The sequence below is a fragment of the Pseudomonas multiresinivorans genome (assembly GCF_012971725.1).
GTDB classification, from domain to species: Bacteria; Pseudomonadota; Gammaproteobacteria; order Pseudomonadales; family Pseudomonadaceae; genus Pseudomonas; species Pseudomonas multiresinivorans.
Genome location: NZ_CP048833.1, coordinates 3259620 through 3279499, shown reverse-complemented (window position 1 = coordinate 3279499; position 19880 = coordinate 3259620). Strand labels below are relative to the sequence as shown.

20 protein-coding genes are annotated in these 19880 nt (G+C 66.1%); 16 read left to right on the top strand and 4 right to left on the bottom strand.

The features are described from left to right. Positions 1-10 precede the first annotated feature (10 nt). Positions 11-934, bottom strand: coding sequence for a phenylacetic acid degradation operon negative regulatory protein PaaX (paaX, locus tag G4G71_RS14960; protein WP_054907013.1), 924 nt, complete (start codon positions 932-934; stop codon positions 11-13). Positions 935-1011: 77 nt separating this feature from the next. Continuing rightward, positions 1012-1611 (bottom strand): phenylacetic acid degradation protein PaaY, encoded by a 600-nt coding sequence (gene paaY, locus G4G71_RS14955; protein ID WP_169938752.1) that lies wholly within the window; start codon positions 1609-1611, stop codon positions 1012-1014. Between the two features lie 366 nt (positions 1612-1977). On the opposite strand from paaY, the gene paaF reads away from it, so the two are divergent. The 6 genes from paaF (at position 1978) to paaK (ending at position 8255) form a co-directional block, all read left to right on the top strand. After that, entirely contained in the window at positions 1978-2751 is a 774-nt protein-coding gene (gene paaF / locus G4G71_RS14950) for a 2,3-dehydroadipyl-CoA hydratase PaaF (protein WP_169938750.1), read from the top strand. Positions 2752-2805: 54 nt separating this feature from the next. Next, positions 2806-3597 carry a 2-(1,2-epoxy-1,2-dihydrophenyl)acetyl-CoA isomerase PaaG gene (gene paaG, locus G4G71_RS14945; RefSeq protein ID WP_169938748.1) on the top strand — a complete coding sequence of 264 codons (792 nt, stop codon included), beginning with the start codon at positions 2806-2808 and terminating at the stop codon, positions 3595-3597. A gap of 3 nt (positions 3598-3600) precedes the next feature. Next, positions 3601-5118, top strand: a complete 1518-nt coding sequence (gene paaH, locus G4G71_RS14940; RefSeq protein ID WP_169938745.1) for a 3-hydroxyacyl-CoA dehydrogenase PaaH — start codon at positions 3601-3603, stop codon at positions 5116-5118. Next, positions 5111-5551, top strand: coding sequence for a hydroxyphenylacetyl-CoA thioesterase PaaI (gene paaI, locus G4G71_RS14935; RefSeq protein ID WP_169938743.1), 441 nt, complete (start codon positions 5111-5113; stop codon positions 5549-5551). Before paaH ends, paaI begins: the two co-directional genes overlap by 8 nt. Continuing rightward, positions 5548-6762: a 3-oxoadipyl-CoA thiolase gene (gene pcaF, locus G4G71_RS14930; RefSeq protein WP_169938741.1), complete on the top strand. Its 1215-nt coding sequence runs from the start codon at positions 5548-5550 to the stop codon at positions 6760-6762. The genes paaI and pcaF overlap by 4 nt, the downstream gene beginning before the upstream one ends. Positions 6763-6935: 173 nt before the next feature. Beyond that, complete coding sequence (gene paaK / locus G4G71_RS14925; protein WP_169938739.1) at positions 6936-8255, top strand: phenylacetate--CoA ligase PaaK; 1320 nt, start codon at positions 6936-6938, stop codon at positions 8253-8255. 112 nt (positions 8256-8367) lie between these two features. Here the strand turns inward: paaK and G4G71_RS14920 are convergent, their stop codons facing one another. Further along, a complete protein-coding gene (locus G4G71_RS14920) occupies positions 8368-8853 on the bottom strand; it encodes a prolyl-tRNA synthetase associated domain-containing protein (RefSeq protein WP_169938737.1) in 486 nt (161 codons plus the stop codon). A 288-nt stretch (positions 8854-9141) separates the two neighbouring features. Between G4G71_RS14920 and G4G71_RS14915 the strand changes: the two genes are divergently transcribed. From G4G71_RS14915 to paaZ, 7 genes are all read left to right on the top strand, one after another. Continuing rightward, complete coding sequence (locus G4G71_RS14915) at positions 9142-9495, top strand: DUF1428 domain-containing protein (RefSeq protein ID WP_024764428.1); 354 nt, start codon at positions 9142-9144, stop codon at positions 9493-9495. Positions 9496-9919: 424 nt separating this feature from the next. Further along, on the top strand, positions 9920-10912 hold the full coding sequence (gene paaA / locus G4G71_RS14910; RefSeq protein WP_054907021.1) for a 1,2-phenylacetyl-CoA epoxidase subunit PaaA: 993 nt from the start codon (positions 9920-9922) through the stop codon (positions 10910-10912). Positions 10913-10932: 20 nt separating this feature from the next. Further along, positions 10933-11214 (top strand): 1,2-phenylacetyl-CoA epoxidase subunit PaaB, encoded by a 282-nt coding sequence (paaB, locus tag G4G71_RS14905; protein ID WP_024764426.1) that lies wholly within the window; start codon positions 10933-10935, stop codon positions 11212-11214. Positions 11215-11225: 11 nt separating this feature from the next. Continuing rightward, positions 11226-11987 carry a 1,2-phenylacetyl-CoA epoxidase subunit PaaC gene (paaC, locus tag G4G71_RS14900; RefSeq protein WP_169938735.1) on the top strand — a complete coding sequence of 254 codons (762 nt, stop codon included), beginning with the start codon at positions 11226-11228 and terminating at the stop codon, positions 11985-11987. Then, a complete protein-coding gene (gene paaD / locus G4G71_RS14895; RefSeq protein WP_054907023.1) occupies positions 11974-12507 on the top strand; it encodes a 1,2-phenylacetyl-CoA epoxidase subunit PaaD in 534 nt (177 codons plus the stop codon). Before paaC ends, paaD begins: the two co-directional genes overlap by 14 nt. A 25-nt stretch (positions 12508-12532) precedes the next feature. Then, positions 12533-13609, top strand: a complete 1077-nt coding sequence (gene paaE, locus G4G71_RS14890; protein ID WP_169938733.1) for a 1,2-phenylacetyl-CoA epoxidase subunit PaaE — start codon at positions 12533-12535, stop codon at positions 13607-13609. Positions 13610-13922: 313 nt separating this feature from the next. Continuing rightward, positions 13923-15974: a phenylacetic acid degradation bifunctional protein PaaZ gene (gene paaZ / locus G4G71_RS14885; protein WP_169938731.1), complete on the top strand. Its 2052-nt coding sequence runs from the start codon at positions 13923-13925 to the stop codon at positions 15972-15974. Between the two features lie 113 nt (positions 15975-16087). Here paaZ and G4G71_RS14880 read toward each other — a convergent pair whose 3' ends face one another. Then, complete coding sequence (locus G4G71_RS14880) at positions 16088-16453, bottom strand: GFA family protein (protein ID WP_169938729.1); 366 nt, start codon at positions 16451-16453, stop codon at positions 16088-16090. A gap of 166 nt (positions 16454-16619) precedes the next feature. Between G4G71_RS14880 and G4G71_RS14875 the strand changes: the two genes are divergently transcribed. From G4G71_RS14875 to G4G71_RS14865, 3 genes are all read left to right on the top strand, one after another. After that, a complete protein-coding gene (locus tag G4G71_RS14875; RefSeq protein ID WP_169938727.1) occupies positions 16620-17819 on the top strand; it encodes an MFS transporter in 1200 nt (399 codons plus the stop codon). A 21-nt stretch (positions 17820-17840) separates the two neighbouring features. Continuing rightward, entirely contained in the window at positions 17841-18644 is an 804-nt protein-coding gene (gene dkgB, locus G4G71_RS14870) for a 2,5-didehydrogluconate reductase DkgB (RefSeq protein WP_169938725.1), read from the top strand. Between the two features lie 69 nt (positions 18645-18713). After that, positions 18714-19718: a zinc-binding dehydrogenase gene (locus G4G71_RS14865; RefSeq protein WP_169942681.1), complete on the top strand. Its 1005-nt coding sequence runs from the start codon at positions 18714-18716 to the stop codon at positions 19716-19718. The last annotated feature ends 162 nt before the right edge of the window (positions 19719-19880 follow it).

The following is a 19880-nucleotide window of genomic DNA, read 5'->3' as shown; positions in this document are numbered from 1 at the left end:
CCAACTCCTGTCAGTTCAATCCGCCGAAACGCTTGTAGAAGCTTTCCCCGACGTCCGGCAGCGGGCCGTCAGCGGTCTCCAGGTTGCGGTTCAGCCAGTCCTCGGCCTTGGCGTGGATCAGTCGGTAGATGTTGCGGCACAGCTGTCGCGCGGCGCGGCCTTCCCAATCGCCCGGCAGCAGTTCGTCGGGCAGTTGTGGGTCGCGCAGCAGCAGCCGGCGGTATTCGTGGATCAAAAGGGTGCGCGCCAGGAAGCAGTCTTCCGGGCGCAGTTGGTCCTGCTCGCGCAGTGCCTGCCAGAGCGGGCGGAACAGCTGGATGAATTCGCTGTAGTGCTCGCCGAGTTCGTCGATCTTCCAGCTCTCGCGCACCTGCATGCGCATGGCGCGGGAGGCCAGCACGTCCTGGGCGCGGGTTTCGAAGACGATGCAATCGTCGGCGACTTCGAGGTCCTGCAGGGTGGCCATGACATCGCTGCGGTCGGCGCGCGGGCAGGCCATGACCGTCGGCGAGATCGCGCCGAAGCCCTGCCACTCCAGTTCCTCGCGGACCTGCTTGCGTTTGTCGGCAGCGATCTGCGAGAGCATCACCAGGGTCCAGGAACCGTCCCAGGCCGGCAGGCTGGAGCTGTAGACGCGCTTGAAAGCCTTTTCGAACCGCCGCCGGCCGGTGCCGGTCAGGCTGTAGTAACTGCGGCGGCCAACCTTCTCGGCGGTCAGCCAGTCTTCCTTGGTCAGGCGGAAGATCGAGGTACGGATCAGCCGCTCGTTGATGCCGAACGGTTCCAGCAGATTGATCAGGCTACCCAGCCAGACGGTGCCGCCGTGGGGTTCGATGGCATCGCCGTAAAGGGTGATGATCAGCGAACTGGCGCGGATCGGCGTCTGTTCCTGGAAGCGATTGATCAGCTGGTTCAGCGGTGCTAGAGCGGTCATGGCACGTTGCGCAGGCGAAGGAGCGGCGACTATACCTGCCCGCCGCACCGCCTGGCCATTGGAGCGAACCCCAGTACTCATGCGTCCTTCCCTGTCTTGGGCCGGAAACCGGAATCGCCCAGGCGCGGACGCTCTTCTTCTATCTCTGCCAGCGGCTGGCACTCCACCAGGCTTTCGATGCAGCGCCTGGCCAGCGCCTGGTATTCCTCGGTGCCACGGCGCTTCCAGGCAATCTCTTCGTCGCTGAGGCTGCGCTTGACGCTGGCCGGCGCGCCCATCACCAGGCTTTGCGGAGCGCACTCGAACTTGGCCTTGACGAAGGCGGCGGCTGAAACGATGGAGCGAGCACCGATCTGCGCGTAATCCATCACCACGGCATTCATGCCCACCAGGGCGTCCTCGCCGATCCGGCAGCCGTGTAGGACGGCGCCATGGCCAATGTGGCCGTTGCGCTCGACGACGGTGTCGCTGTCCGGGAACCCGTGCATGACGCAAGTGTCCTGAAGGTTCGCACCCTCTTCGAGGACGATCCGCCCGAAGTCACCGCGCAGTGCCGCCAGAGGGCCGACGTAACAGCCAGGGCCGACGATAACGTCGCCGATCAGCACGGCGGTGGGATGGACATAGGCGGTCGGGTGTACGACGGGGCGCACGCCCTCGAGGCTGTAGCAAGGCATCGGGTTCTCCAGCTTTGCGGCATCTCTGCGCAAAGCGATTTGTTCTTTTGAAAATCTTGTATCACATCAAATCAAAACCGACCAATCTAAATCTGCCGTATCGCTTTTGAGAAGGGTCGAATAGCACTCAAAAACCCTTATAAAACCAGTAAATACGCCACAAAAGCGCTTCCATGAGCCAGGTATCGTCATGATCCCATTGGCAACGGTAGAAACATTTTAGACACGCGATACAACTTTCGTAGTTGTTTTTCTGTATCGCTTTAGGCCTATACTGCGGAAAGGCCGGAGACGGGCAACGCCTGCCTCCCATAATTCCAATACCAGCCGGCCACGAAGCCGTGCGTGCAGCCTGAGGACGATGTCATGCCTCGCACCCTTGCCGTTCAGATGCCTGAAGCGGGCGTTCGCCTGATCACCCTGCAGCGCCCCGAAGCGCTGAATGCCCTGAACACCGAACTGCTCGGTGAACTGGCCGCCGAACTCGACGCAGCCGAGCAGGACAGCGAAACCCGCGCCGTGGTGCTCACCGGCAGTCGCAAGGCCTTCGCCGCCGGTGCCGACATCAAGGAGATGGCCGAGCGCGACCTGGTCGGCATCCTCAACGACCCCCGCGTCGGCCACTGGCAGCGCATCGCCGCCTTCTCCAAGCCGCTGATTGCTGCCGTCAACGGCTTCGCCCTGGGCGGCGGCTGCGAGCTGGCCATGCACGCCGACATTCTGATCGCCGGGGAAGACGCCCGCTTCGGCCAGCCGGAAATCAACCTCGGCATCATGCCCGGCGCCGGCGGCACCCAGCGCCTGCTGCGCGCCGTGGGCAAGCCGCTGGCCATGCAGATGGTGCTCACCGGTGAAGCCATCGACGCGCGCCACGCCCAGCGCTCCGGCCTGGTCAGCGAAGTCACCCAACCCGAATTCACCGTCGAACGCGCCCTGCAGATCGCCAAGCTCATCGCTGCCAAGGCGCCGCTTGCCGTGCGCCTGGCCAAGGAAGCGCTGCTCAAGGCGCAGGACACCGATCTTGCGACCGGCCTGCGCTTCGAGCGCCACGCCTTCACCCTGCTGGCCGGAACCGCCGACCGCGAGGAAGGCATCCGCGCCTTCCAGGAAAAGCGCAAGCCGGCGTACGAAGGCCGCTGAGCGCACCCCTTTTTATCCGGCAAAAGCCTGCCTATTGATGGAGCGAGCCCGCCCATGAACTTCGAGCACATCCTGTTTTCCATCGAGGACGGCGTCGCCCTCCTCTGCCTGAATCGCCCGGAGCAGCTGAACAGCTTCAACGCCGCCATGCACGGCGAAGTCCGCGAGGCGCTCAAGCAGGTTCGGCAGAACCCGGAAGCCCGCGTCCTGCTGCTGACCGGCGAAGGCCGCGGCTTCTGCGCCGGCCAGGACCTGTCCGACCGCAACGTCGCACCCGGCGCGGAAGCGCCTGACCTCGGGCAGTCCATCGAGCAGTTCTACAACCCGCTGATCCGCACCCTGCGCGACTTGCCGCTGCCGGTGATCTGCGCGGTGAACGGCGTGGCCGCCGGCGCTGGCGCGAACATCCCGTTGGCCTGCGACCTGGTGCTGGCGGCGCGTTCGGCCAGCTTCATCCAGGCCTTCTGCAAGATCGGCCTGATCCCCGATTCCGGCGGTACCTGGACGCTGCCGCGCCTGGTCGGCATGGCCCGCGCCAAGGCACTCGCACTGCTGGGCAATCGCCTGACCGCCGAGCAGGCCGAGCAATGGGGCCTGATCTACCAGGTGGTGGACGACGCCAACCTGCGCGAGGAAGCCCTCAAGCTCGCCCGTCATCTGGCCACCCAGCCGACCTACGGCCTGGCGCTGATCAAGCGCAGCCTCAACGCCAGCCTGAACAACAGCTTCGACGAGCAGCTGGAGCTGGAGCGCGACCTGCAGCGCCTGGCCGGCCGCAGCGAGGACTACCGCGAGGGCGTGTCCGCCTTCATGGAAAAACGCACCCCCAGCTTCAAGGGCCGCTGATTGATGATCGCACTTCAGCAAGACGCGAAAGTCGCGGTCATCGGTGCCGGCGCCATGGGTGCGGGTATCGCCCAGGTTGCCGCCCAGGCCGGGCACCCGGTGAAGCTCTACGACAACCGCCCCGGCGCCGCCGCCCAGGCCATCGACGGCATCGACCGCCAGCTCGGCCGGCTGGTGGAAAAAGGCAAGCTCGGCGCCGAAGCTCGCAGCGCCATCGTCGCCCGCCTGCAACCGGTGGAAGCCATCGAGGCGCTGGCCGACTCTAAGCTGGTGATCGAGGCCATCGTCGAGAACCTGGAGATCAAGCGCGGCCTGTTCCAGCAGCTGGAAGCGCTGTGTGCAGAGGACTGCATCCTCGCCAGCAACACCTCCTCGCTGTCCATCACCAGCCTCGCCGCCGGCCTCAAACGCCCGCAGCAAGTAGTCGGCATGCACTTCTTCAACCCGGCGCCGCTGATGGCGCTGGTGGAAGTCGTCTCCGGCCTCGCCACCGATCCGGCGCTGGCCGACAGCCTGTACGCCACCTCGCTGGTCTGGGGCAAGAAGCCGGTTCACACCCGATCCACCCCCGGCTTCATCGTCAACCGCGTGGCGCGCCCCTTCTACGCCGAAAGCCTGCGCCTGCTGCAGGAAGGCGCCGCCGACTGCGCGACGCTGGATGCGCTGATGCGCGATGCCGGCGGCTTCCGCATGGGCGCCTTCGAGCTGACCGACCTGATCGGCCACGACGTCAACTACGCCGTGACCTGCTCGGTGTTCGCCGCCTATTACGGCGACTTCCGCTTCCAGCCCTCGCTGATCCAGAAGGAGCTGGTGGACGCCGGTCGCCTCGGCCGCAAGACCGGCCGCGGCTTCTACGACTACGCCGAAGGTGCCGAGCGCCCGCAGCCGGCCAGCCTGAGCAGCGCCTCGAATGTCAGCGCCTGCGTACTGGAAGGCGACCTGGGCGTCGCCCAGCCGCTGGCGCAGCGCCTGAAAGACGCCGGCATCGAGATCGTCCAGCGCGCCGGCAATGGCCTGCTGCGTGTCGGTGATGCGGTAATCGCACTGTCCGATGGCCGTCTCGCCAGCCAGCGCGCCAAGCAGGACGGCCTGCGCAATCTGGTGCTGATCGACCTCGCGCTGGATTACGCCAAGGCCTCGCGCCTGGGCATTTCCTGCTCGGCGGACACCACGCCCGAAGCACTGGACCAGGCCGTCGCCCTGCTGGCCAAGGCAGGAATCGCCACCAGCCGCCTGAGCGACACACCCGGTCTCGCCGTGCTGCGCACCGTGGCGATGCTTGCCAACGAAGGCGCCGATGCCGTGCTGCAAGGCGTGGGAAGCGCCGCTGATATCGACCTCGCCATGCGCGCCGGCGTGAACTACCCGCAGGGCCCGCTGGCCTGGGCCGGGCAGATCGGCATCGGCAACGTGCTGCGCGTACTCGACAACCTGCAGACCGCCTACGGCGAGGACCGCTATCGCCCGTCCCTGCTGCTGCGCCGCCTGCATGCCGAGGGGAGAACTTTTCATGACTGACGCCACCCGTCTGGCCCGAGACTGCGCCGAAGCCATGTACGAGCGCGACCAGGCCACCCGCCGCATGGGCATCCAGTTGCTGGATGCCGGCCCGGGCAACGCCAAGCTGTCGATGCGTGTGCGCGAAGACATGATCCAGGGCCACGGCACCTGCCATGGCGGCTACCTGTTCGCCCTGGCCGACTCGGCCTTCGCCTTCGCCTGCAACAGCTACAACGACGCCACCGTCGCCATCGGCTGCAGCATCGATTACGTGGCGCCGGCCCGCGAAGGCGACGAGCTGATCGCCAGCGCCTTCGAGCAAAGCCGCAGCGGCCGCACCGGCAATTACGACGTGCGCATCGAGAATTCCCAGGGCCAGTTGATCGCCCTGTTCCACGGCAAATCCTACAAAGTGCGCGGCACCGTGCTGGCGCAGGAGACCTCCGAATGACAGACCTCACTGACGCCCTGATCATCGACGCAGTGCGCACGCCGATTGGCCGCTACGCCGGCGCCCTGTCCGGCGTGCGCGCCGACGACCTCGCGGCGATCCCGATGAAGGCCCTGATGCAGCGCCACCCGGAGCTGGACTGGAGCGCCATCGACGACGTGATCTTCGGCTGCGCTAACCAGGCCGGTGAGGACAACCGCAACGTCGCGCACATGGCCTCGCTGCTGGCCGGACTGCCGGTCACCGTGCCCGGCACCACGCTCAACCGCCTGTGCGGCTCCGGCCTGGACGCCGTGGGCAGCGCCGCCCGCGCGCTGCGCTGCGGCGAGGCCGGACTGATGCTGGCCGGCGGCGTGGAATCCATGTCCCGCGCGCCGTTCGTGATGGGCAAGTCCGAGCAGGCCTTCGGCCGCAGCGCGGAAATCTTCGACACCACCATCGGCTGGCGCTTCGTCAACAAACTGATGAAACAGCAGTTCGGCATCGACTCCATGCCGGAAACCGCCGAGAACGTCGCCGAACAGTTCCACATCAGCCGCGAAGACCAGGATGCCTTCGCCCTGCGCAGCCAGCACAAGGCCGCCGCCGCCCAGGCCAATGGCCGCCTGGCGAAGGAAATCGTCCCGGTGGAGATTGCCCAGCGCAAAGGCCCGGCCAAGGTGGTCGAGCAGGACGAACACCCGCGCGGCGATACTACCCTGGAGCAACTGGCCAAGCTCGGCACGCCGTTCCGCGAAGACGGCAGCGTCACCGCCGGCAATGCCTCGGGCGTCAACGACGGCGCCTGTGCGCTGCTGATGGCCTCCCCGGCCGCCGCCGCACGTCACGGCCTGAAGGCCCGCGCCCGCGTGGTCGCCATGGCCACCGCCGGCGTCGAGCCGCGGATCATGGGCATCGGCCCGGTGCCAGCGACCCGCAAGGTGCTGGAGCTGGCCGGCCTGTCGCTGAACGACATGGACGTGATCGAACTCAACGAAGCCTTCGCCGCCCAGGGCCTTGCCGTGCTGCGCGAGCTGGGCCTGAAGGATGACGACGCACGGGTGAACCCCAACGGCGGCGCCATCGCCCTCGGCCATCCGCTGGGCATGAGCGGCGCGCGCCTGGTCACCACCGCCCTGCATGAACTGGAGGAACGCGGCGGCCGCTACGCCCTGTGCACCATGTGCATCGGCGTCGGCCAGGGCATCGCCCTGATCATCGAAAGAATCTGATCCACAGGGAGCTTCGGACCCCGCACCGCCAGTCGCCAAGTGCACCGGCTGGCAGACAGAGCAAAGTCTCTGGCAGGGGTTCGAATCCTTCCGCGAACGGGGGCGTTATGCTGCTCCCATGACACTCGCAGCCCGCTTACGGGCTGGCGTACAAGAACAAATCGAGTGAACCCATGAACATGTACCATGATGCCGAACGTGCCCTGCTTGACCCGATGGAGACCGCCAGTGTCGACGAGCTGCGCCAGCACCAGCTGGAGCGCCTGCGCTGGAGCCTCAAGCACGCCCACGACAACGTCCCGCTGTACCAGAAGCGCTTCGCCGAGGCTGGCGTACACCCGGACGACCTGACCTCCCTGGACGATCTCGCCAAGTTCCCCTTCACCGGCAAGAACGACCTGCGCGACAACTACCCCTACGGCATGTTCGCCGTGCCGCAGAACGAGATCGTGCGCCTGCACGCCTCCAGCGGCACCACCGGCAAACCCACCGTGGTTGGCTACACGCAGAAGGACATCGACACCTGGGCCAACGTGGTCGCGCGCTCCATCCGCGCCGCCGGCGGGCGCAAGGGTGACAAGGTGCACGTGTCCTACGGCTACGGCCTGTTCACCGGCGGCCTGGGCGCGCACTACGGCGCCGAGCGCCTGGGCTGCACCGTGATCCCGATGTCCGGCGGCCAGACCGAGAAGCAGGTCCAGCTGATCCGCGACTTCCAGCCGGACATCATCATGGTCACCCCGTCCTACATGCTCAACATCGCCGACGAGATCGAGCGCCAGGGCGTCGACCCGCACAGCCTCAAGCTGCGCCTGGGCATCTTCGGCGCCGAGCCGTGGACCGCCGAACTGCGCCGCGCCGTGGAAGAACGCATGGGCATCACCGCCCTGGACATCTACGGCCTCTCCGAAATCATGGGCCCGGGCGTGGCGATGGAATGCGCCGAGACCAAGGACGGCCCGACCGTCTGGGAAGACCACTTCTACCCCGAGATCATCGACCCGGCGACCGGCGCAGTGTTGCCGGACGGCCAGTACGGCGAGCTGGTGTTCACCTCGCTGTCGAAGGAAGCGCTGCCGATGATCCGCTACCGCACCCGCGACCTGACCCGCCTGCTGCCCGGCACCGCGCGGCCTATGCGGCGCATCGACAAGATCACCGGCCGCAGCGACGACATGCTGATCATCCGCGGCGTCAACGTCTTCCCGACCCAGGTCGAGGAGCAGGTGCTGAAGATCAGGCAACTCGCCGAGTGCTACGAGATCCACCTGCACCGCAACGGCAACCTCGACTGCATTGACGTCCACGTCGAGCTGCGCCACGACCAGCAGAACCTGTCGGCGGACGAGCAGAAGGCCATCGGCAGCGAGCTGGGCAAGCAGATCAAGACCCACATCGGCGTCAGCGCCCGCGTGCTGGTGCAGCCGTCCCACAGCCTCAAGCGCTCGGAAGGCAAGGCCTGCCACGTGTATGACAATCGGCCCAAGGGCTGAGCGTCGCGGGCCTCGTTAGAACGGAAGAAACCTTGAGTCCAACGCAATGCCCGCCCCCTCGGCGCGGGCATTGTCGTTTCCGGACGGATGCCTGGTTGCAGGCGCGCCTGCCTCAGATCGTGACCTGCACCGGCACATGCCCGGTATGCGCAAGGAACTTCAACAAGTCGGCGTACTGGATGCACAAGGTTTCGGAATTGATCAACGGATGGAAGCCGACCAGGTCATCCTGGCGAATCCCATCGTCGAGCAGGACGCTGATGCGCTGCTCCCGGTCATCCGCCAGGGCGAACGGCGTGACCGAACCCGGCGTCAGCCCCATCAGCTCCATCAGTCTTTCCTCGGAGCCGAAGGACAGCCGGCTTTCGCCGATCTGCACGGCCAGCGCAGCCAGATCGGCGCTCTTGAGCTCATCCAGGATCAGCAGGAAATAGCGGCTGCCCTTGCGATTACGCAGGAACAGGCATTTGACGTTCTGCCCCGGAAACTCGATGCCCGCCTCGTGAAAGTCGGCGATGGACCCGAACGCCGGATGCTCGACCTTCTCGAAACCGATCTGCAATTTGTCCAACAGCGCGTACAGCTCATCGACTTGCATGCTTCTCCCCCTCTTGGTACCGATCAGACACAGCCCAGGAAGCAGGCCATGCCGAACAGCGCATGACCAGGTGGCCGATCGTCTCTATCCGGATGCGTAAGACACCCCACCTCCTCCACTTTGCCGGCAAGCAAGTCGGCATGCAGGCATCCAGCGCAATCATTTTCCAGAATTCGACAACCATCCGTCGTCCCACCCCTCATCCCTGTCGATCTATCCGTCTCTCCTTCGACTATTCCTCAAAGGCAGGCGGCATCCAGCCGCCTGCCCAATCGCAGGAGAAGAGCGATGACCTATGTCGATGGTTTCCTCGTACCGGTGCCCACTGCCAGCCGGGAACGCTACATAGAGGTGGCGCGCAAGGCGGCGGCGCTGTTCAAGGAGCATGGCGCACTGAGCGTCGTCGAGTGCTGGGGCGATGACGTACCCGAGGGCAAGGTGACCTCCTTCCCCATGGCGGTGAAGCGCAAGGAGGACGAAACCGTGGTGTTTTCCTGGATCACCTGGCCCAGCAAGCAGGCGCGGGACGAAGGCATGAAGAAGTTCATGGAGGACGCCCGGATGAAGACCGACTTCAACGACATGCCCTTCGACGGGCAACGCATGATCTTTGGCGGCTTCCAGGTGATCGTCCAGGCCTGATCCCCGTGGCTTTACTGTAGGAGCGAGCTTGCTCGCGAACCGCTCGACGCCTGGTCATCGGCAAGCATGGTTCGCGAGCAAGCTCGCTCCTACAACCCCTCCTAACCACCACATATGATTCATTCATAAAAATTAATTTGCGTATCACTTTGTCATCTTTCCGGTGAATGGCAGGCGCCATTCACGCCCAGACAAATACGCCGCAGAATTCCGATAAATCCCTGCAGAATTCTCACTTTTTACCGAATTATTTCGGTGAAACGTGCTCCTTTGCGCGCCCACCCACCCCCAAAAGCCCGCCGAAGCGATACACAATCCATTTACGACACATCATTTAGTGTTAGACATTCATTTCTGTATCATTTAAAACTACTGCCATGGCCAAGGCCGCCCCACGAACAAGACAGAAGGCTGGAGACACAGCATGTACGCACAACTGGTTGAGACCGGCGTGAAGCGCATCAAGGCGCTGGACGAGATGTCGCCGGAAGAACGCGCCTTCCAGGAGAAGATCGATGCCGAGATCAAGATCGAGGCGAAGAACTGGATGCCCGACGCCTACCGCCAGACGCTGATCCGGCAGATTTCCCAGCACGCCCACTCCGAGATCGTCGGCATGCTGCCCGAGGGCAACTGGGTGACCCGCGCGCCGACCTTGAAGCGCAAGCTGCAGCTGATGGCGAAGATCCAGGACGAAGCCGGCCACGGCCTCTACCTCTACAGCGCCATGGAAACCCTGGGCGCCGACCGCGACGCCGAGATCGCAAAGCTGCACAGCGGCAAGGCCAAGTACTCGAGCATCTTCAACTACCCGACGCTGAACTGGGCCGACATGGGCGCGGTGGGCTGGCTGGTGGATGGCGCGGCGATCGTCAACCAGGTGGTGCTGCAGCGCACCTCCTACGGCCCCTACTCGCGCGCGATGATCCGCATCTGCAAGGAAGAGAGCTTCCACCAGCGCCAGGGCTACGAAATCCTCCTGACCATGATGCGCCACGGCAACCAGGCGCAGAAGGACATGGTCCAGGACGCCATCAACCGCCTCTGGTGGCCGGCGCTGATGATGTTCGGCCCGAGCGACGCCGACTCCCCCAACAGCGCCCAGTCCATGGCCTGGAAGATCAAGCGACAGAGCAACGACGAACTGCGCCAGCGTTTCGTCGACCAGACCGTGCCGCAACTCGAACTGCTCGGCTGCACCGCCCCGGACCCGGACCTGAAGTGGAACGAGGAACGCGGCCACTACGACTTCGGCGACATCCAGTGGGAAGAATTCTACGAAGTGCTCAAGGGCAACGGCCCGTGCAACACCGAGCGCGTCGCCACCCGCCGCAAGGCCATCGAAGACGGCGCCTGGGTCCGCGAAGCCGCGGTCGCCTACGCCCGCAAACAACAACAGAAGAAAGACGCCGCCTGAGTCGCGAGGAGACAGAAGCCATGTCCGAATGGACCCTTTTTGAAGTGTTCGTCCGTAGCAAGCACGGCCTGAACCACAAGCATGTCGGCAGCGTCCATGCCGCCGACGCCGCCATGGCCATCGAGAACGCCCGCGAGCTGTACACCCGCCGCAACGAAGGCGTGAGCCTGTGGGTCGTGCCCTCCGCGCTGATCACCGCCTCCTCCCCCGACGAGAAGGACCCGCTGTTCGACCCGGCGCAGGACAAGGTCTACCGCCACGCCAGCTTCTACGAGCTGCCGCCCGAAGTCGGCCACATGTGAGATCGCGTGCGATGAACCCGAATTCTGACAAGATCGAATACCTGCTGCGCCTCGCCGACAGCGCCCTGATCCAGGGTCAGCGCCTGTGCGAATGGTGCGGCCACGCCCCGGCCCTGGAAGAAGAGCTGGCGCTGATGAACGTCGGCCTCGACCTGGTCGGCCAGGCGCGCAACTGGTACGAGTACGCCGTGGAACTGCTGGACGACGGCCGCGACGCCGACCACCTGGCCTTCCGCCGCGACGAACGCGCCTTCCGCAACCTCCTGCTGGTCGAGCAGCCGAACGGCGACTTCGCCGTGACCATCGCCAAGCAGTTCCTCTATGACGCCTGGCACTTCCACGTGCTGCACGCCCTGAGCAGCTCCAGCGACGAGCGCATCGCCGCCATCGCTGCCAAGGGCCTGAAGGAAGTCACCTACCACCTGCGCCGTTCCTCCGAGTGGATGCAGCGTCTGGGCGACGGCACCGAGGAAAGCCATGCGCGCATGCTCGCGGCGATCCCGCAGGTATGGCGCTTCACCGTCGAGCTGTGCAACGCGGATGAAGTGGAACAGCGCCTGTCCGCCGAAGGCGTCGCGCCGAACCCGGAAGAACTCGCCGCCGCCTGGAAAGCCAAGGTTGCCGACATCTTCGCCGCCGCGACTCTGCCGCTGCCGGAGCCCGCAGTGAACTTCTACCTCAGCGGCCGCCGTGGCCTGCACACCGAGCACCTGGGCATCCTCCTGGCCGAGATGCAGTTCCTCCAGCGGGCCTACCCCGATGCAACCTGGTGAGCTGATTACCAGCGACCGCGGCGCGCGCGCCGGCACGGCTGACGACCTCAGCCGCGCCTGGAACGTGCTCGGCGCGGTGATGGACCCGGAAGTGCCAGTGGTCAGCGTGGTCGAACTGGGCATCGTGCGCGGGCTCGACTGGCAGGACGGGCACCTGCACGTGGTGGTCACCCCGACCTACTCCGGCTGCCCGGCCACCGAAGTCATCGAGCAGGACATCCAGCACGCCCTGGAGCACGCCGGCTTCGCCGCGCCGCAACTGGAGCGCCGCCTGAGCCCGGCCTGGACCACCGACTGGATCAGCGACAGCGGCCGCCAGGCGCTACGCGACTACGGCATCGCCCCGCCGGCCGGCAGCACCAGCAAGCGCAGCCTGCTTGGCGAGACCCCGGAAGTGCGCTGCCCGCAGTGCGGCAGCCTGCACACCGAGCAGCTCAGCCAGTTCGGCTCCACTGCCTGCAAGGCGCTGTACCGCTGCATCGATTGCCGCGAGCCATTCGATTACTTCAAGTGCATCTGAGCGGCGCCGCCGCCGGAGAAGAACAATGAGCAAGTTCCACAGCCTGAAAATCAAGGAAGTGCGCGCGGAAACCCGCGATGCCGTGTCCATCGCCTTCGCCGTCCCGGCGGACCTGGCCGACAGCTTCCGCTTCCAGCATGGCCAGCACCTGGTCATGCGCACCCAGCTCGACGGCGAGGAAGTGCGCCGCTCCTACTCCATCTGCAGCGGCGTGAATGACGGCGAGCTGCGCGTGGCGATCAAGCGCGTGCCGGGCGGGCGTTTCTCCGCCTACGCCAACGAGACGCTGAAGGTCGGCGCCAGCCTGGAAGTCATGCCGCCGGCCGGCCACTTCAATGTCGAACTGGACCCGGCGCGCCATGGCAACTACCTGGCGGTCGCCGCCGGCAGCGGCATCACGCCGATCCTCTCGATCGTCAAGACCACCCTCGAAACCGAGCCGAACAGCCGCGTCACCCTGCTCTACGGCAACCGATCCAGCAACGCCGCAATGTTCCGCGAGCAGCTCGAAGACCTGAAGAACCGCTACCTGCAGCGCCTGAACCTGATTTTCGTGTTCAGCCGCGAACAGCAGGACGTCGACCTCTACAACGGCCGTATCGACGCCGACAAGTGCGGCCAGCTGTTCAGCCGCTGGCTCGACGTGAAGAGCCTGGACGCTGCCTTCATCTGCGGCCCGCAGGCGATGACCGAGACCGTGCGCGACCAGCTCAAGGGCAATGGCATGCCGGCCGAACGCATCCACTTCGAACTGTTCGCCGCCGCCGGCAGCGAGAGCAAGCGCGAAGCCCGCCAGGCTGCCGCTGCGGTCGACAGCGCGAAGAGCCAGATCACCGTGATCAGCGACGGCCGCGAGCTGTCCTTCGAGCTGGCCCGCAACAGCGTCAGCGTGCTCGACGCCGGCAACGCCCAGGGCGCCGAACTGCCCTACTCGTGCAAGGCCGGCGTGTGCTCGACCTGCAAGTGCAAGGTGGTTTCCGGCGAAGTGGAAATGGACAGCAACTTCGCGCTGGAGGACTACGAAGTGGCAGCGGGCTACGTGCTGAGCTGCCAGGCGTATCCGATCAGCGACAAGGTGGTCCTCGATTTCGACCAGCTCTGATCTGGCTCTGCGCTTTTGTAGGAGCGAGCTTGCTCGCGAACCGATTGACGCCAGCGTGGCGGTGAAATCGATCGCGGACGGAGTCCGCTCCTACCCGAAGCCGATCCCCGCGTAGGAGCGGACTCCGTCCGCGATCGGCCACGCCCCACGAAGAGTCGTTCACGTTTCACCGCCAGCGGCCCACAAGACCCCTGGCGGCCTTAACCCGGCGGCATCGTCCCGCCAATACATAACGCGCCGCCGCCGCCCACCCGGCGCGGCGGTCACCGGCAGCAGCCGGCACCCTTGCGTAGCGATCCGGAGGACAACAACCATGGCCCAAGAGCCTATCCTGCAAAGTTTCATCGGCGGCCGCTGGGTCGGCCAGCACGGCGCCCAGGCGCTGCGTAGCGCGCTCAATGGCCAGACCGTGGCGCGCACCCACGAAGAGGCGCTGGACTTCGCCGAAGCCGTCGCCCATGCCCGCGAGCAGGGCCTCAAGGAACTGATGTCCATGGACTTCCAGCAGCGCGCCCAGCGCCTGAAGGCCCTGGCGCTGTACCTGACCGAGCGCAAGGAGCAGCTCTACGAGATTTCCCGCCACAGCGGTGCCACCCGCGCCGACAGCTGGATCGACATCGAAGGCGGTGCCGGCACCCTGTTCGCCTACGCCGGAGTCGGCGGCCGCGAGCTGCCCTCGGGCAACGTGGTCCACGAAGGCCCGGCCATGCCGCTGGGCAAGACCGGCAAGTTCGCCGGTAGCCACATCCTGGTGCCGCGCGGCGGCATCGCGGTGCACATCAACGCCTTCAACTTCCCGATCTGGGGGATGCTGGAGAAGTTCGCGCCGAGTTTCCTCGCCGGCATGCCGTGCATCGTCAAACCGGCCACCGCCACCAGCTACATTACCGAAGCCGCCGTGCGCGTGATGCACGAATCCGGCCTGCTCCCGGCCGGCAGTCTGCAACTGATCATCGGCGGCACCGGCGACCTGCTGGACCGACTGCAGGGCCAGGACATCGTCACCTTCACCGGCTCGGCGGACACCGCCGCCAAGCTGCGCGTCAATCCGAACCTGATCCGCAACTCGGTGCCGTTCAACGCCGAGGCCGACTCGCTGAACTGTGCCATCCTTGCCCCGGATGTCACCCCGGACGATGAAGAGTTCGACCTCTTCGTCAAGGAAGTGGCCCGCGAGATGACCGTCAAGGCCGGGCAGAAATGCACCGCCATCCGCCGCGCCATCGTGCCGGCCAAGCACATCGACGCCGTGGCCGAACGCCTGCGTGACCGCCTGGCCAAAGTGGTGGTCGGTGACCCGTCGGTGGAAGGCGTGAAGATGGGCGCCCTGGCCTCCCATGCCCAGCAGTCCGACGTCGCCGAGCGCGTGGAAACCCTGCTGAAAACCAGCGAACTGGTCTTCGGCGCGAAGGACGGCTTCGCCCCGCGCGGCGACGGCGTGGCCGAAGGCGCATTCTTCGCCCCGACCCTGCTGCGCAGCCGTGATCCGCACGCCGAAGGTGGCGCCCACGACATCGAGGCGTTCGGCCCGGTGACCACCCTGATGGCCTACGACGATATCGACGAAGCCGTCGCCCTAGCCGCCCGCGGCAAGGGCAGCCTGGTAGCGAGCCTGATCACCCGTGATCCACAGGTCGCCGCAAAAGTCGTCCCGGTGATGGGCGCCCTGCACGGCCGACTGCACATCCTCGACCGCGAGTCCGCCGCCGAATCCACCGGCCACGGTTCGCCGCTGCCGGTGCTCAAGCACGGCGGCCCGGGTCGCGCCGGTGGCGGCGAAGAACTGGGCGGGGTGCGCGCGGTGAAGCACTACCTGCAGCGCACCGCCGTACAGGGCTCGCCGACCATGCTGATGGCCGTCACCGGCGAGTACGTGCGCGGCGCCCAGGTCTACGAGACCGAGGTGCACCCGTTCCGTCGCTACTTCGACGACCTGAAGATCGGCGAGTCGCTGCTGACCCACCGCCGCACCGTCACCGAGGCCGACCTGGTCAACTTCGGCTGCCTGTCGGGCGACCACTTCTACATGCACTTCGACGAACTGGCAGCCAAGGATTCGCAGTTCGGCAAGCGCATCGCCCACGGCTACTTCGTGCTCTCGGCGGCGGCCGGCCTGTTCGTCTCGCCCGGCGTCGGCCCGGTGCTGGCCAACTACGGCCTGGACACCCTGCGCTTCATCAACCCGGTGGGCATCGGCGACACCATTCAGGCGCGCCTGACCTGCAAGCGCAAGATCGACCAGGGCAAGAAGAGCCCCAAGGGCGAACCGCAGGGCGTGGTGGCCTGGGACGTGGAAGTCACCAACCAGCTCGGCGAGCTGGTGGCCAGCTACGACATCCTCACCCTGGTGCTCAAGCGCGCGTGATGCGCTGAGCGCTCAATTCCGCTGTCATCTTCGACCGGCCTTCGGGCCGGTTTTTTCATGCCCGCGCACTGCCAACATCCCGTTGCCAGCGTGGCTACATCGCGGGCGGGGCCCTACAGGTCGGGCGCTGCCACGGTGGTCATGCTCCTGCCATCCACCCGCCGCAGCGGCAGCGATTCAGGGTCGAACCCGTCGATGCAGCAGGCGTTCACGCTGAGCAGCGCCGGGTTGCTGCGGCGCTGGTGATAGACGTAGATCCCGCACGTTCCGCAGAAATAGTGCAGCGCCACGCCGCTGTTCCAGCGATACAGGCGCAAGGCCTGATCGCCGCGGGTCAGTCGGAAGTTGTCCTTCGGCACGGTTGCCATCAGCGCGTTGCGCTTGCCGCACAACGAGCAGTCGCAGCGCACCAGTTCGTCGAGTTCCGCGTCGAAGGCGAAAGCCACCGCGCCGCAGTGGCAGGTGCCGGTGTAGTGCATGGCTGAGTCCTCGTCCTGGGTGCCCTTGATCACTGCCTGCAGCGTAGACCCTCGCCCTATTCGTGATTCAGGATCAACTATCCTTTGCCCTTCACCGCGTTTTTCTCAAGGGCTGACTTCCGGACAATGCCTCCCATCGCATCCCATTCGTCCGGAGCCCCACACCATGCCCCTCGCCCTCCTGGCGCTGACGCTCAGTGCCTTCGCCATCGGCACGACGGAGTTCGTCATCGTCGGCCTGATTCCCACCATCGCTAGCGACCTGGGTGTAACCCTGCCCTCCGCCGGCCTGCTGGTGAGCCTCTATGCCCTGAGCGTCGCCATCGGCGCGCCGCTACTGACCGCCATGACCGGGCGCATTCCACGCAAGGCGTTGCTGGTCGGGTTGATGGCGCTGTTCACCGTCGGCAACCTGGTGGCCTGGCAGGCTCCGAGCTACGAATCGCTGATCGTCGCGCGCATCCTCACCGGCCTCGCCCACGGCGTGTTCTTCTCGGTCGGCTCGATCATCGCCACCAACCTGGTGAGCAAGGACAAGGCCGCCAGCGCCATCGCCACCATGTTCAGCGGCATGACCGTGGCCTTCGTCACCGGCATTCCGCTGGGCACCTTCATCGGCCAGCACCTGGGCTGGCGCGTGACCTTCCTGGTGGTGGCCGCCTTTGGCGTGATCGCCCTGCTCGGCAGCCTGCTGTTCGTGCCGAAGAACATCCAGCACACGCCGCCGGCACCGCTGCTGCGCCAGGCCCGCGTGCTGCTGCAGCCGCGCCTGCTGCTGGTCTACGCGATGACCGCAGTGGGCTACGGCGGCTCGCTGATCGCCTTCACCTTCCTCGCGCCGATCCTCCAGGACCTGGCCGGCTTCAGCCCGAACATGGTCGGCGCCGTGCTCCTGGCCTACGGTGTCTCGGTGGCCATCGGCAATATCTGGGGCGGCCGCCTGGCTGACAAACGCGGCCCGGTGAGCGCCCTGAAGATCATCTTCGGCCTGCTGGCTTCGGTGCTGCTGGTGCTCACCTTCACCGCCGGCAACCCGTGGCTGGTGGTGTTGACCGTACTCGCCTGGGGCGCCGTCGCCTTCGGCAACGTGCCGGGGCTGCAGGTCTACGTGGTGCAGCAGGCCGAGCGCGTGGCGCCGGACGCCGTGGACGTGGCCGCCGGCTTCAACATCGCCGCGTTCAACCTCGGCGTGGCCGGTGGCTCCTGGGCCGGCGGCCTGGTGGTCAGCCACATGGGCCTGGGCCATACGCCCTGGATCGCCGCTGTCGTCACCCTCGCCGCCTTCGGCCTGACCGCCCTCAGCGGTCGTCTGGACCGGCGCAATTCCATGGAACCGGCTGCCCCTGGCGCGGTTCCCACTCACTGATCGACCACAAGGAGTTCTTCCATGAGCGTTCCCGCCTTCGGCCTCGGCACCTTCCGCCTCAAGGGCCAGACCGTCATCGACTCGATTCGCACCGCGCTGGACCTGGGTTACCGCGCCATCGACACCGCGCAGATCTACGGCAACGAAGCCGACGTCGGCGAAGCCATCGCCGGCAGCAAGGTGAAGCGCGACGATCTGTACCTGACCACCAAGATCTGGACCGAGAACTACGCCGCCGACAAGCTGATCCCCAGCCTCAAGGACAGCCTGCACAAGCTGCGTACCGACCGCGTCGAGCTGACCCTGATCCACTGGCCGTCGCCCAAGGGCCAGGTACCGGTCGCCGAGTTCATGGGTGCCCTGGCCGAAGCCAAGGCCCAGGGCCTCACCGGCGAGATCGGCGTGTCGAACTTCACCATCGCCCTGATGCAGGAGGCCATTGCCGCTGTCGGCGCCGGCCAGATCGCCACCAACCAGGTGGAACTGCACCCCTACCTGCAGAACCGCAAGGTGGTGGAGTTCGCCCAGAGCCAGGGCATCCACATCACCTCCTACATGACCCTGGGCTACGGCAAGGTGCTCAGCGACGAGGTGATCATTGGTATCGCCCAGCGCCACGGCGTCACGCCAGCGCAGGTCACCCTGGCCTGGGCGATGCAGCTGGGCTACTCGGTGATCCCGTCGTCCACCAAGCGCGAGAACCTCGAAGGCAACCTGCGCGCTGTCGACCTGCGCCTGACCGACGCCGACATGGCCGCCATCGCTGCACTGGAACGCAACGAACGCATCACCAGCCCGGAAAGCCTGGCCCCGGCCTGGGATTGATCCGCCGCTGACCGACAGCCGCCCCACCGGGGGCGGCTTTCCCGTTTCCAAGGAGTCTTCATGAGCGCTATCACTGCAGATTATGCCGCCTGGACCTGGACGCCCGGCGCCGGCCTCGATGGCCTGAAACAGGCGCGCCTGCCGATTCCCCAGCCCGGTCCGGACGAGGTGTTGCTGGCCAACACCGCCATCGCGCTGAATCCGGTGGACTGGAAGATGATCGACTGGGGCCGCGATGACTGGCAGCAAGGCCAGGTGCCTGGCGTGGATGGTGTCGGCATCGTCATTGCGGTGGGCAGCGAGGTGAACCTGCGTGCCGGCGCCCGCGTCGCCTACCACCAGGCGCTGACTCGCGGCGGCAGCTTTGCCGAGTACACGCTGCTGCGCGCCCGTGCTGTCTACCCGGTGCCCGACTCGCTAGACGACGCCACCGCCGCCAGCCTGCCCTGTCCCGGCCTCACGGCCTGGCAGGCGTTGGAAAAACTGCCGACCTGCAACCACCGCGATGTGCTGGTGACTGGCGCCGGTGGTGCCGTCGGCTACCTGCTCGCGCAACTGGCACTGCAACGCGGGCTGCGCGTGTGGGTGACCGCGGCGCCGAAACACCGCGAACACCTGCTGCAACTAGGTATCGCCGGGGTCTTCGACTACCGCGACGGGCAGTGGTCCCAGCACCTGCGCGAAGCCCTCGGCCCGCGCCGCCTGCAGGGCATCTTCGATACCGTCAGCGGCAACCACGCCGCCAGCCTCGCCCCGCTGCTGGGCTACAACGGCCACCTGGTGTGCATCCAGGACCGCCAGGAAAGCGCCCCGCTGCCAGCCTTCAGCACCGCCATCTCGTTGCACGAAGTGGCGCTCAACAGCATCCATGCCCACGGCGAAGCGCTGGACTGGCAGGAGCTGCACCAGGCGGCAGCAAGCCTGATGCAGGGCGTCGCCAACGGCCAACTGCAGGCGCCAGCGAAGCAGTTGTTCGACTTCGCCGAACTGCCCGAAGCGCTGCGGCGCTTGAAGTCCGGCGAAGGCAGCGGTAAATGGATCAGTCTGCTGCCGGTGCCGGCAGTCATCGCCTGACGGTGCCGCGCCGCGGCACGATCATGCGTAGGAGCGGACTCTGTCCGCGATCGTTTCGCCACGGCTCCGGCCAACCCTGGAGCACGACCAGCCTATCGCGGACGGAGTCCGCTTGTGTCTACCGATGCCGGACGCTCCGGCGACTCGCAATGAACAGGAGAA